Annotated in this window: 10 protein-coding genes; 5 read left to right on the forward strand and 5 right to left on the reverse strand. The window is 70.1% G+C overall.

Going from position 1 to position 12,833, the window contains the following annotated elements; genetic code table 11:
- The first annotated feature begins 67 nt into the window (after positions 1-67).
- Entirely contained in the window at positions 68-313 is a 246-nt protein-coding gene (locus tag NJ4_RS01785) for a helix-turn-helix domain-containing protein (protein WP_067429237.1), read from the forward strand.
- A gap of 30 nt (positions 314-343) precedes the next feature.
- On the opposite strand, the gene NJ4_RS01790 is transcribed toward NJ4_RS01785, so the two are convergent.
- Genes NJ4_RS01790 through NJ4_RS01800 form a run of 3 tightly spaced genes read right to left on the reverse strand, consistent with a single transcriptional unit; the run spans position 344 to position 4,894 of the window.
- Complete coding sequence (locus NJ4_RS01790) at positions 344-1,756, reverse strand: DUF5719 family protein (protein ID WP_067429239.1); 1,413 nt, start codon at positions 1,754-1,756, stop codon at positions 344-346.
- A complete protein-coding gene (locus NJ4_RS01795) occupies positions 1,753-4,581 on the reverse strand; it encodes a glycosyltransferase family 2 protein (RefSeq protein ID WP_067429242.1) in 2,829 nt (942 codons plus the stop codon). Before NJ4_RS01795 ends, NJ4_RS01790 begins: the two co-directional genes overlap by 4 nt.
- Positions 4,582-4,636: 55 nt before the next feature.
- On the reverse strand, positions 4,637-4,894 hold the full coding sequence (locus NJ4_RS01800) for a WhiB family transcriptional regulator (RefSeq protein WP_056681540.1): 258 nt from the start codon (positions 4,892-4,894) through the stop codon (positions 4,637-4,639).
- 137 nt (positions 4,895-5,031) lie between these two features.
- On the opposite strand from NJ4_RS01800, the gene cofD reads away from it, so the two are divergent.
- Genes cofD through NJ4_RS01815 form a run of 3 tightly spaced genes read left to right on the forward strand, consistent with a single transcriptional unit; the run spans position 5,032 to position 7,791 of the window.
- Positions 5,032-6,024 (forward strand): 2-phospho-L-lactate transferase, encoded by a 993-nt coding sequence (cofD, locus tag NJ4_RS01805; RefSeq protein ID WP_067429245.1) that lies wholly within the window; start codon positions 5,032-5,034, stop codon positions 6,022-6,024.
- Positions 6,021-6,998 carry a coenzyme F420-0:L-glutamate ligase gene (gene cofE / locus NJ4_RS01810; protein WP_082748079.1) on the forward strand — a complete coding sequence of 326 codons (978 nt, stop codon included), beginning with the start codon at positions 6,021-6,023 and terminating at the stop codon, positions 6,996-6,998. The genes cofD and cofE overlap by 4 nt, the downstream gene beginning before the upstream one ends.
- 49 nt (positions 6,999-7,047) lie before the next feature.
- Positions 7,048-7,791 (forward strand): DUF3105 domain-containing protein, encoded by a 744-nt coding sequence (locus NJ4_RS01815; RefSeq protein ID WP_067429249.1) that lies wholly within the window; start codon positions 7,048-7,050, stop codon positions 7,789-7,791.
- Positions 7,792-7,867: 76 nt separating this feature from the next.
- On the opposite strand, the gene NJ4_RS01820 is transcribed toward NJ4_RS01815, so the two are convergent.
- Entirely contained in the window at positions 7,868-8,938 is a 1,071-nt protein-coding gene (locus tag NJ4_RS01820; RefSeq protein ID WP_067429252.1) for a nucleotidyltransferase family protein, read from the reverse strand.
- Between the two features lie 22 nt (positions 8,939-8,960).
- On the opposite strand from NJ4_RS01820, the gene NJ4_RS01825 reads away from it, so the two are divergent.
- A complete protein-coding gene (locus NJ4_RS01825; RefSeq protein WP_067429255.1) occupies positions 8,961-9,677 on the forward strand; it encodes a TIGR03089 family protein in 717 nt (238 codons plus the stop codon).
- 3 nt (positions 9,678-9,680) lie between these two features.
- Here the strand turns inward: NJ4_RS01825 and NJ4_RS01830 are convergent, their stop codons facing one another.
- Positions 9,681-12,695: an FG-GAP-like repeat-containing protein gene (locus NJ4_RS01830; protein ID WP_067429259.1), complete on the reverse strand. Its 3,015-nt coding sequence runs from the start codon at positions 12,693-12,695 to the stop codon at positions 9,681-9,683.
- Between the last annotated feature and the right edge of the window lie 138 nt (positions 12,696-12,833).

Raw genomic sequence — 12,833 nt, forward strand, 5'->3', positions numbered from 1 at the left:
ATCTGGTTGTCCACAGGCAACGCGCCGGAACTGCGCCGACAGGTTCCGAGATGGCAGAGTTGGGCACATGCCCGCATCACCGCGCTTCCTCACGCTGCCCGATGTGGCCGAGGTGCTCAACACGTCAGCGGCCCAGGTCTACGCCCTGGTCCGTCGCGGCGACCTGCCGGCGATCAAGATCGGCGGCCGCGGCCAGTGGCGGGTCGAGGCCCAGCAGCTCGAGGACTACATCCAGCGCATGTACGCCGAGGCGCGCACGTTCGTCGAGGAGCATCCGTTCAGTGAGGCCGACACCGAAGTCCCGGCAGACTGATCGGCACGGCCCCTCAGTCGCGCCGCACGATCAGGGCCACTGAGGCCTGACCGCCGGAATCACCTGCTCCACAGCCAGTTCGCGCAGCGGCAGAACGCTCGCGCCTGCCGCGGAGACGGTGCGTACCGCACCGACGTACCCCCGGGTGCCACGCACGACCACGGCGCGCGCCCGGGCCGGGATCGGGACCGACGTGGTGGTCCCGGGGAGCAATCGCACCAGGGTGGCCTTGCGGTCCTGGCCGGGAAACTCGATGCTCACCCGGCTGGCCGTGTCGGTCGGGGTCAGGGTCAGGACGCTCCCCGCCCTGCCGGGCAGCGCGGTGGCGCTGTCGCCATCGATGACGTCGCCCGCCGGAAGATGAACCAGGTCGTCGGCGACCACCGCACGCAACGACGCGACGACAGGTTGGGTCGACTCGATGCGCAGCGTGGTGTTCTCCTCGGCGAGCAGCTTGACCAGGCTCGCGGGCAGTTCGGAGACCGCCACCTCACCGGCCGGAATGTCGATGTCGTCGAGGCCACGGGGCGTGAAGGTGCTCTCCTCGCCGACCACCTGGAGAGTGACCCGACCCGCGTCCGTGCCGGGATTGGCCAGCACCAGCGTGGGCTCGCCCAAGGAACGGGGCATCGCTGGAATCAGCTGCGTGGTCGCGGGACCTGCCGTGGAGGGCAGCCAGTCCGCGACCGGGTCGCCGCCGCGCGGCGTGTAGGAGTCCGTGACCGTGGCCGCGACCCGACCCCGGGAGACCGTGACCCGGACCGCGAGCGCGTCGCGGTTGGGTGCGAGCTCGGCCAGGTCGACGACGTCGCTGCCGTGACCCGTCAGGGTCAACCCACGGGAGTCGACGTCGATCAGCTCGCCCGTGGTGCTCCACAGGGTGAGGTCGGCGACTGCCGGGCCGGTGTCGGGGTTGGCGAGCAGGATCTTGGACTCGTGGAGCCCGCCGGCGCCGGCTCCCACGAACCAGCGCTCGCCGGCCGGCGTCGCGCACTGTCCGGCGGCTGGGTGCTGGTCGGCGCCGAACCGGGCGCCGAAGAGGCCGGGCGCCTGCTCTCCGGACCCGGTGATCATCACGGCCTCGCGCGCCCCGGGGACCGTCGTCGCCGCGCCCGCGGGCACGTTGATCTTCTGGCTGCTCTCGCCGGCGGCCACCCGACTCACGAGCTCGCCCTCGCCACCGTCGGTGGTTCCGTGCCCGACCGTGAGGTCGGGGCTGCCCGGCACGGCTCCCGGGCAGAGCATGCTCAGGCTGGTCAGCGGGCGGCTGGCCGGTGCCAGATCCGGGGCCTGCTCGGGGTCGTCGGACGGCTGTTGCAGGGCCAGAGCGGCTCCGGAGACCACGATGGCGCCCAGGGCCACGGCCAGCACCGGAGACATCCCCCGGCGACGCGTGGCGTGGCGCTCGGCCACCCGTCGCCCCTGGTTGCGCGCGCCACTCATGACTGCTCCTTCCGGGCCGGGCCGCACAGCACGGCGACCACGATGATGGCGACGAGTTGCACGAGGAGCAGCCAGGTGTGCCACCAAGGTCCGTCGCCCTCGAGGGCATCGGCGCGGGCAGGCTGGTCGAACTGCCAGGCCCGAGTGGTGCGATCGACGCTGCTGGCCTGGGTCAACCCGGTGGCCGCGTCCAGGGTCGCCGCCACCTGGGCGTCGGCGGGGCCGGGCATGACGATGTAGTCGAGGCCGCGGGCCGGCAGTTGGGCGACGAGCTCAGCGGTGGGGTCGGCCACGAGTTGCTGGATCTGTGCGCCGAACCCGCGGTCGGGACCGGTCAGCGCCAAGATCTCGTCCTGGCCGACCGTCACCCCGTCCTCGCGGTGCACGCGCCAGGTCAGCCCGGTTGCGGCGTCGCCGCGCAGCATGAGGACGCCGTGCCCGGCGCCTTCATGCGCCGCCTGCGCCATGTAGGCCGGCACCTCGGAGTCAGTGGGGCGCTCCAGCAGGTTGTCGCCATCGGCAACCCACCACAGCAGTCCGCAGGTGGGAACGGCGAGCGCCACCACGGCGAGCAGACCCGCGACGGGCTGCCGCCAGCCGAAGCTGGCGCCCGTGAAGCTCTCACGCAGGCCGTGCCCCGCAACCATCACGGCCACGATCAACGCGGCCTGGGCCAGGAGGAGCAGGAAGCCGCTGCCCGGTCGGGCGGTGCCCGCGGGGAGCTCGATCGACACGTGGCTCAGCGTCGCCGCGAACACGGCGGCCAGCGCGACCAGGAGCCAGCAGGCTGTCACCACCGCGCGAGTACGGACACGGAAGACGGCCAGGACAGCCGGCAGGAGCAGCAGGAGCCCGATCCATTGTGGGGCCGAGGGGCCACCGAAGCGGCCGGCGGCGAGGTCGTGCGCGCCGGGCTGGGCCATGATGCGGCCGGCCTCGAGGAACAGGGCCGAGACGTCGTGCCCGAGGAGCCCGACCGCCCCGGGCAGGAGCAGGACCGGTGGGGTCAGCACCAGGGCGACCAGGGGACCCCACACCGAGGGACGGCGGACGAGGTCGCGGGCCACCACGAACAGCAGCACCACGACGATCGCGACCAGCACGAGCACGAACAACCAGGCGGCCGGAGTGAAGGCGGTGAGCAGGGCCAGCAGCAGGCTCGAGCGCCATCCGGCCCGCCAGCGGCGGTCCGCCGACGAGTCGGTCAGGCCGAGCGCGGCGTGGGCCAGCCACGGCAGCAACGCAGCCGAGGCCAGCACGCCGAACCGTCCCTGGCCCCACGCGCCACTGGCGACCGGCACGGCGGCGTAGGTCAGCGCCGCCCAGCCGACGATCCAGCGTGAGGCGGGCTTGCCGGAACCGAGCTCGGCAACGACCGATCCGAAGCGCCAGGCGCCCCACGCCGCCAACGGCACGGCGGCCACGAACAGCAGAGAGATCGCCGCGGAGGCGCTGCCCAGGAGGACCGTGCCGACCAGTGCGAGCGGCAGGACGTAGGCCGGGGTGGGGGCATCGGTGCCCTGGCCGATCTGGTGCCAGCCCTGGGTGACCAGGCGCCACCAGTCGCCGGAACCCTCCGGTGCGGGTGAGAGTGCACCACCGGTGATGCCGTGGAACGCCTCGCGTGCGCCCCACACACTGAGCAGGAGGAGCACGGTGGAGAGCACCGCGGCCGGGCTGGTGATGAAACGGACCAGGAGTCCACTGTCGGCGGCAAGATCCTCGTCGGCGTCGTCGAGTCGTCGTTCGGAGACCGCGCCGGCGGCATCGATTCGGGCAACGCGCCGGCGATCAGCAGCGTCGCGGCCCTGGTTGGCGACGGCGGAGGCCACCTCGCCGGCGAAGTCGAAGCCGTGCCGGTAGGGCAACCACCAGGGCGCCAGGAGCCTGGTGACCCGTTCGGCACGCGGATCGCCCAGCGAACGCCGGTCGGCGCGGGCGGAACGGATCCGCCCCGGGTGAGCGAGCACGCTCATCAGCGCGCCGAACTCGTCACGAGCCAGACCCGGCGAGCGGGCGAGCAGGAATCCCAGCCCGCGCAGGACCGTGCCGAGGACGAGACGGAGAACCTTCAACGGCAGCGAGCGACCCGAGCCGTTGACCAGGAGGGTGTAGAGAGCGGCGGAACGCTCCGCACGGTGCACGCGTCGACCGGTGGTCGTCGTGGTGCGCAGGCCACGGGCGGCGGCCTCCGCGTGGAACACGACTGCTTGCGGGACGACGACCGTCGTGAAGCCCGATCGGGCGGCACGCCACCCGAAGTCGATGTCGTTGCCGAAGACCGGGAGCGCGGGATCGAAGCCCCCCAACTGCTCGAGCACCGACCTGCGGACCAGCATGCCGGCGGTGTTCACCGCGAGCACCTCGCGCACGTCCTGGTGCTGCCCCTGGTCATACTCCCCACGTTCGAGCCCGGTCTCGCGTCGCCCGGCACCCGAGATGGTCACCCCGATCTCGAGGAGACGCCGCAGCGAGGGCCATTCGCGCAGTTTCGGGCCGACGATGTCCGCGCCGTGAGCGGCAGCCGCGTCCAGCAGCAGGGCCAGGGTGTTCGGTTCCGGACGCGCGTCGTCGTGCAGCAGCCAGACCCACTCGGTGGTCAGGTGGGGCAGGGCATGGGCGACCGCCTGCGGGAAGGAGCCGTGGTGCACCGAGACCGCGTCGGGGCCGAGTGCTGCGGAGATCAGGTCGACGGACTCGTCCGTGCTTCCCGTGTCGACGGCGAGCACCCGGTCCGGCGGTTGCTGCTGGTCGTCGAGACCAGCCAGCACCGCCGGCAACCAGCGTGCACCGTCATGGCTGACCAGCAGAGCAGTGACCGTCACGGCGGAAACCCTAGTCGCCGCCGGTCGACACTCGGAAAACGTGCCCTGCGGGTGGTCAGACCGCCCGCTTCTTCAACTTGCGACGCTCACGCTCCGACAGACCGCCCCAGATGCCGAAGCGTTCGTCGTTCATCAGCGCGTACTCGAGGCAGTCGCCTCGCACGTCACAGGTCAGGCAGACCTTCTTGGCTTCTCTGGTGGACCCACCCTTTTCCGGGAAGAACGCCTCCGGATCGGTCTGGGCGCACAGCGCCCTTTCCTGCCAACCGAACTCTTCCGCGTCGTCCCCGTCAAGGAGAAAAAGCTCTCGCACGGCATTCCCCTTTCGACCCTGGCTTTGCGTGAAGAACACTAATGGAATTACATGCCTGTCGTACCCGGAAGTCAAGCCCGGATCTGCTATAAACCCCCGGCAGGGCCAAGTCAGACCCGATCGGGCAGGCTAGGCACATGTCTTCGATCACTGTGCTCTCCGGCGGCATGGGCGGCGCCCGGTTCCTGCAGGGGCTGCTCCATGGCCTGGCCGCCCACCGTATGCCCTTCCCCCAGGACACCGCCGTCACGGTCGTCGCCAACACTGCCGATGACATCTGGGTGCACGGACTCAAGGTCTGTCCCGACCTCGACACGGTGATGTACACACTCGGCGACGGCATCGACCTCGACCGCGGTTGGGGGCGCCGCGACGAGACGTGGAGCGTGAAGGACGAGCTGGCGACGTACGGCGTCGAACCCACCTGGTTCGGACTCGGCGACCGGGACATCGCCACTCATCTGGTCCGGACCCAGATGCTCGAGGCCGGCTACCCCCTCTCGGACGTGACCCAGGCGCTGTGCCGTCGCTGGCAACCGGGCGTCACCCTGCTTCCGATGAGCGACGACCGGGTCGAGACCCACGTCGCGATCGCCGATGCGGACTCCCCCTCGGGCAAGCGGGTGATCCACTTCCAGGAGTACTGGGTGCGGCTGCGCGCCGAGGTACCGGCCGAGAAGCTCGTCTTCGTCGGCCTCGACCAGTCCTCCCCCGCACCCGGCGTCGTGGCGGCAATCACCGGCGCCGACCTGGTGATCCTGCCGCCCTCCAACCCGGTTGTCTCGGTGGGCACGATCCTGGGAGTTCCCGGCATCCGCGAGGCGCTGCACGAGACAGATGCTCCCGTCGTGGGCCTCTCACCGATCGTCGGCAACACCCACGTCCGCGGGATGGCCGAGCAGATGCTGACCTCGATCGGTGTCGAGGTGAGCGCCGCCGGAGTGGCCGGGCACTACGGCGCACGGAGCCGTGGAGGCGTCCTCGACGGCTGGCTGGTCGACGACGCGGACGCCGACCAGGTTGCCCGGGTGGAGTCCCTCGGCATCGCGTGCCGCGCCGTGCCCCTGATGATGACCTCGCCCGACGCCACCGCGACGATGGCAGCCACGGCAGCCGAGCTCGTGCGATGAGCACACCGATCACCGTCATCGCACCTGACGGCGTCGGGGAGGTCGGAGAAGATGACGACCTCGCCGCACTGGTGCTGGCGAGCTGCACGGTCGCCGACGGCGACATCGTGACGATCACCAGCAAGGTGGTCAGCAAGGCCGAGGGGCGACGACGCACCGGCGACCGGGCTGCGGCCGTGGCCGGGGAGACCGTCCGGGTGGTCGCGCGGCGCGGTCCGACGCTGATCGTGCGCACCCACCTCGGTCTGACCATGGCCGCGGCGGGGATCGATGCCTCGAACGTCACGGCCGGTGACCACCTGCTGCTGCCCGAGGACCCGGACCGTACGGCGCGCACGGTGCGCGCAGCGATCGCCGAACGTACGGGAGTCAACGTCGCGGTGCTGGTGACCGACACCGCCGGGAGAGCCTGGCGCAACGGTCAGTCGGACATCGCCATCGGAGCCGCCGGCCTGGTCGTGCTCGAGGACTTCGCCGGTCGCGTCGACCCCTACGGCAACTCGTTGGCGGTGACCGCACCAGCCGTGGCCGACGAGCTCGCGGGTGCCGCCGAGCTGGCCGCCGGGAAGCTCTCGACGCGCCCGTTCGCAGTGATCAGTGGGCGCCCCGACCTGGTCCTCCCCCCGGGTGAGGACGGACCCGGCGCCGCGGCACTGATCCGCGAGGACGGCGAGGACCTGTTCGGCTTCGGGTCGCGCGAGGCGGTCCTCAACGCACTCGCCGGCACCGGGCACGACGTCTTCGGAAGCCCCGCACCCGCCGACGACTTCGCGACGGCCGTCGGCGCCGTCCTGCACGATGCCGGCAGAGTCGAGGCCTCCGGGCAACTCGTCTCCGTGACCGTCACCGACCCTCACCGAGACCACGTCGCACGCCTCGAGGCGCTCGCGTTCGCATTCGGCTGGTCCGCGTCCGTGAGTGCGGGCGAGGGGTCGCACGGCCTCGACATCACGTTTCAACCGACCTGTCCGTAGACTCTGCCGACGTACGCCCCAAAGACGACCGTGAGAGAAGCCTGAATCCGTGGCCACTTCCAAGAAGGCCAGCCGACGCGACGTCGCTGACCAGCTCCGCAACCAGCAGAAGCGCGCCGACAAGCGCCAGGGCATGGTGATCGTCGGTGCCTGCGTGCTGATCGCGGTCGTCATCATCGGACTTGCCGCCTTCCGGCCGATCAAGAACTGGTGGGACCTCCGGGCGTTCAAGGACACCGACATCTCCGACATCGGCGCCCCCGCCAGCTCCTGCCAGGACATCTTCACCAAGAAGGCCACCGGCAACCAGGAGCACGTGGAGCCGGGCACCGACATCGACTACGACGATGCGCCGCCCGCGTTCGGCAAGCACGAGAACACGCCGGACACGATGGACCGCAAGCTCTACACCGAGGACGACCGGCCCCGGGTCGAGATGCTCGTGCACAACCTCGAGCACGGTTACACGATCGTCTGGTACGACGAGACCGCCGCCGACAACGACGAGCAGATGACCGAGCTGAAGGCCATCGCCAGCAAGCTCAAGGGCACCAGCAACCCGCGGCTGAAGTTCAAGGCCGTGCCGTGGCTCTCGTCCGACGGCAAGGCCTTCCCCGACGGCCAGCACATCGCCATCACCCACTGGTCCAAGGGCGGACACGACGTCGACGTGAGCCAGGTCGAGAAGCAGGTCGGCGTCTGGCAGTACTGCTCGAAGGTCTCCGGCGAGGCCCTCTACGACTTCATGATCAAGTACGACTACCTCGACTCCCCGGAGCCCGGCGGCATGTGAGGCACCACGAGAACCGGGCCGGAGCTGACGAACAGCTCCGGCCCGGTTCTTGCGTTGTGACGTCCCAGCGTGGAGCTCAGCTGCGGATGTCTCCGCAGTCGACGCGCTCCCCGACCGGCAGCGAGACCGCCGCACCGATGGAAGCCTCGTCGCCCAGCGTCGCCTCGACGAGCACGGCCTTCTCCCCGACCACGGCATCGGGGCCGACGACCGAGTCGGTGACCCGGGCACCGGCTCCGATCCGGGCGCCGGTCATGAGGACGCTGCCACTGACCTCGGCGGAGTCGTCGATCACGACGTCGGCCATCACGACCGACCCGCCACCGACCGTTGCCGTGGCCGCGACCTCGGCCGAGGAGTGCACGCGCGCGCCGGTGGAAACTGCCTCGACAGCCGGAGTCGGCGCGGCGCCGAGGACCACGTCCTGTGAGGCCGCGACCAACGCCGCCGGCGTACCGACGTCACGCCAGTAGGCGGAGTCCACGAACCCGACGACCAGGTGGCCCTCGGCAACCAGGCCGGGAAAGGTCTCGCGCTCGACGGAGACGACCTGTGCGGCCGGGATGGTGTCGATGACGTCGCGACGGAAGATGTAGCAACCGGCGTTGATCTGGTTGGTCACCGGGTTCTCCGACTTCTCCACGAAGTCGAGCACCCGGCCCTGCTCGTCGGTGGGGACGCAGCCGAAGGCGCGTGCGTCCTCGACCTCGACCAGGTGGAGCGAGACGTCGACGCGGCGACCGCTGCGGCCGGCGCGGAAGTCGGCCAGCTGGCCGATCAGGTCATGGCCGGAGAGCACGTCGCCGTTGAGGATGATCACGGCCCCGTTGGGATCGTCGGTGAGCGCGTCCGCGACATTGCGGATCGCGCCACCGGTGCCCAGGGGCTCCTCCTCCAGCACGTAGTCGAGGCGGACCCCCCAGCGACTGCCGTCACCGAGAACCGGCGCGAACATGTCGGCCTGGTAGGAAGTGGCCAGCACGACGTGCTCGACACCGGCCTCGGCCAGCCTCGCGATCTGGTGCTCGAGGAACGGAACACCGCCGACGTCGAGAAGGTGCTTGGGACGCCGGGCGGTCAACGGCAGCAGGCGCGTGCCGAAGCCACCGGCAACGATCACGGCCTCGGGTGCAGGGAGCTCACTCATGGCCACAGCCTAGATTGTGGGCATGGCTGACACCTTCCCCGCCCTGCTCGCCGATCTGCTGCGCACGGACCCCGGTCGCCCCCTCGTCACGTTCTACGACGACGCCACCGGTGAGCGCGTCGAGCTCTCCACCGTGACCTACGCCAACTGGGTGGCGAAGACCTCGAGCCTGTTCGTCGAGGAGTTCGATCTGGAACGTGGTGACACCCTCCTGGTCGACCTGCCGACGCACTGGTTGGCCCCCGTCTTCCTGGGTGCCGCCTGGAACGTCGGTCTCGCGGTCTCGTTCGATCCCGACCGACCCGCTTCCCTCACGGTCTGTGGCCCCGACGACCTCGAGCGGTACGCCGCGCGTGGCGACACCGTGCTGGCCTCCGCGCTGCTCCCCCTGGGCGTGCGGTTCCCGAACCCGTTGCCGGCGGGAGTGCACGACTTCGGTGCGGAGGTCTGGTCCCAGCCCGATGCCTTCATTCCCTGGGACCCGCCGTCCGCCGACGACCTCGCGTTCGCGGACCGGACCCAGGCCCAAGCGCTGACGCCCGCCGGCGACGCAGTTCCTGACTACGTCGGCGGCGGGCGCCTGCTGACCACGGCGAACCCCGCTTCCCCACGGGGAATCGCCGGGTTCCTGGCGCCACTGATCAGCGGCGGCTCAGGAATCTGGGTCCGCAACGCCGACCCCGAGGGGCTCGAGCGCCGCGTCGCGGACGAGCGGGCCACCTCGCGGTGGCTCGCCTGATCGTCACCCTGCCAGGTCGAATCCCTTCATCCCCTCCGCCAGGAACTTCGGGGTCCCGAAGCCCTTGGCGCGGCCGGGGAGCACCCACAGCGTGCCGTCGGTCTTCTTGCGCACGACCAGGTCGGGACGGCCGTTGCGGTCCACGTCACCGGGGCTGATCACCCAGTCGTACGCCGAGAGGCTCACGCTGGTGAGTGCCACCGGCGAGCCCGAGAGACCGCCCGGTCCGTTGCCGGTGTACTTGGCGATCCTGGTCCCGACCCGGAACAGGTTGTCCGGGGCGCCGTCGGAGTCCCATCGGCCGATCCCGAGCTGGCTGCTCGCCTTGATCGCGCCACGCGCGACGTAGCTCGACCGGAAGCCCTTGCCCCCACCCGGGTAGATCCTCATGTCCTTGCCCGAAGGCTGCCCCATGATGTCGGGGAAGCCGTCGCCGGTCGTGTCACCGACCGCGGAGAGCAGCCCGACGCGGGACCAGCCGGTGCCGATCACCACCGGAGCCGCGAACCGGTTGTTGCCCAGCCCACGGATCAGTTCCAGCCTGGCGGTCGAGGCATTGCGGATCACGATGTCGCCGTGACCGTCACGGTCCCAGTCACCCACGTTGAGGAGGGCATTGGCCTTCGCGAACCCGGTCGAGGTGGTGCGCACCAGCCTGCCGGTGTTCTGGGTGCCGTTGTGGGCGATCACCTTGAGCGTGTCGCCACTGACCGCGACGATGTCCGGGTCCGCGGTGCCGGTGACGTCGGCCGCACTCACCGAGGTCATCGTGCCGACGCGGCCGAACGGGCCGAGCCAGTGCTTGAGGCGACCGTTGCCGGCACCCGGGTAGACCAGGGCAGTGTGGTTGCCTGCCTTGCGGGCATAGAGATCGGGGATGCCGTCGCCGGTGAAGTCGCCGTAGCCGGTCACGGCATCGAAGTTCTGCCACCCGCTCGACCCGACCTTGAGCGGTGCCTTGAAGGAGCCGGTGCCCGTGCCCGCATGGAACCAGAGCGCCCCGGCCCGGTCGACGGTGTAGAGGTCGCCGTAGCCGTCACGGTTGGCGTCTCCGGTGCCGATCGTCCTGGTGTAGCTGCCCCAGTCCCTGCTGGCGACGATGCGGCTGAACGCGTACTTGGCGGTGCCTCGGTAGAGGTACAGATAACCGTTGCGCGGGTCTCGGGCGACGAAGTCGTTTCGCTTGTTCTTGTGCAGGTCACCGACCGCGGTCACCTGGTCCAGACCCCGGAACGAGGAGATCGCCGTGGCCGCCGTCGAGAACTTCCCCGTGCCGTCACCGGCCCGGACCTGGGAGGCGCCGGTCGCCTTGTTGCGCACGATCATGTCGGCCAAACCGTCGCCGGTGATGTCCGGGGTCGCCACGGCCACGTCGTACGCCGACCAGCCCGTCGACGACGTGGTCGCCGCCTTCCAGCGCAGGTAGCCCTGGGTGGGCAGTGCGAAGCCGGCCTTGTCCGAGGCACGCCGGACCAGGATGTCGGGGTACGCGGAGTCGACGACGTCGGTGACCAGGTTCCGTCCGGACCAGTCGGCCTGGTACTGCGCGGCCTTGGTGCGGATGGCTGGGATCTGGGCGTAGAGGTACTTGCCCGGGCAGGCGGTTGATCCGGCATCCCGGTGCCCGTTGATCGCCTTGAAGGTCCGCGAGCCGACCCGTTGGCTGGTGCTGGCCGCGTCGATGCCGTGCAGTGCCAACTTCCAGGCAAAGAGACGCGCGTAGGCGTCGATCATCGCGGCCGGCGGCCGTGCGGTCTCGAAGTTGCCGATCGCCGACATCGCGAACGAGTAGTCGTTGTAGCCCAGCGTGTGCGCGCCGACGACCGGGCGGTCGACGCCGCCGTACCGGCCTTCCCAGATGCGACCGAACTTGTCGACGAGGAAGTTGTAGCCGACGTCGCTCCAGCCACGGCTCTGGGTGTGGTAGGCGTAGATGCTCCGGATGATGCCCGGAACCTGGGCTCGCGTGTAGTTGTTGGCGTTCACCGTGTGGTGGACGAATCCCGCGTGCACCTCGTAGTAGCGCAGCGAGCTCTTGTCGCGCATCCCCTCGTTGGCACCCCACTGGGCCCGGGAGTAGATCTGCGGCTTGCGGGTGAACGTGGTCGCCTGCAGGGCCACCTTTCCCTCACTGGTGTCGAACTCCGCGTCGTCGCCCCCGTTCCCGGGCGAACTGGGGTCGTCCTCGGCCTGTCCGAGCTTGGCGGTGTCGATCGCGGGCTTCTCGACCTCGGTGGCCCCCTTGCCGGGCGCGATCACCGCCAGCTTCATGTCGGCCGGAGCCTCGACGCCCTCGGCCAGGACGGCACGAGCCTGGACCTCGTCGACGTCGCCGACCAGCAGGGCATCGGTCCCCGGGCGGATCTTGCTGGCCTCGGGACTGGCCGTGTCGGGGCCGTGCTCGTCGTGGTAGTCGACGGGGGTCCACGCGGACCACACGCCGTCGGTGCGGGTGCGCGCGGAGACTGTGATCTGGTCGTCGTCGATCTGCTCGCCGTCGGCCCAGGTCACGCCCACGGCGCCGTACCCGGTCACCGGCTCGATGTCGCTGAGAATCTCCGTCGGCCCGTCGGCAGCGGTCCCACCGTCGGGAGTCCCGGTCTCTGCCTTCTGCCTCTCCGGGGCCCGCTGACCCGGGGCCTGCGACGTGTCGGCCCCGGGCTGGTCCGACGTCTCGTCGTTGCTGCGCGGTGACACCTGGGAGCCGCCGGAGGTCGTGGCTGCCGCGGCCATCTCGAACTCGTTGACCTCCGGGTCGACAGGCTCGGTCTCGACAACCGCCTCGTCATCGGCCTTCTCATCGCCCTGACCGGCCGCCGGCTTCGACGTTCCTCCCGGCAGGGTCATCGTGGTGGACGGCGCCTCGGCCTCGGGCGCGGCCTGAGCCTGCGTGCCCGGCCGGTTCACGACGACGTCGAGGGAGATCACATTGGCGGCGGGGGCCAGGACAGCGGCAACCGCGGCCAGCGCAAGGATCTGCTGGCAGGCGGTGACAAAACGGGCCTTGTTGGGGCGCATACTCGGCTACTCCAGTGCGGGGGAAGATTCACACGAGTACCAAGTTTCACACCAGTCACATGGGTGACCGCAAGTGTTTCTGAGTAACTACAATCTTGTAATTTCCAGTCGACACGCCGGTCAATCCAAGAAATGTCA

This window comes from Nocardioides jensenii JCM 1364 = NBRC 14755, assembly GCF_001552535.1.
GTDB classification, from domain to species: Bacteria; Actinomycetota; Actinomycetes; order Propionibacteriales; family Nocardioidaceae; genus Nocardioides; species Nocardioides jensenii.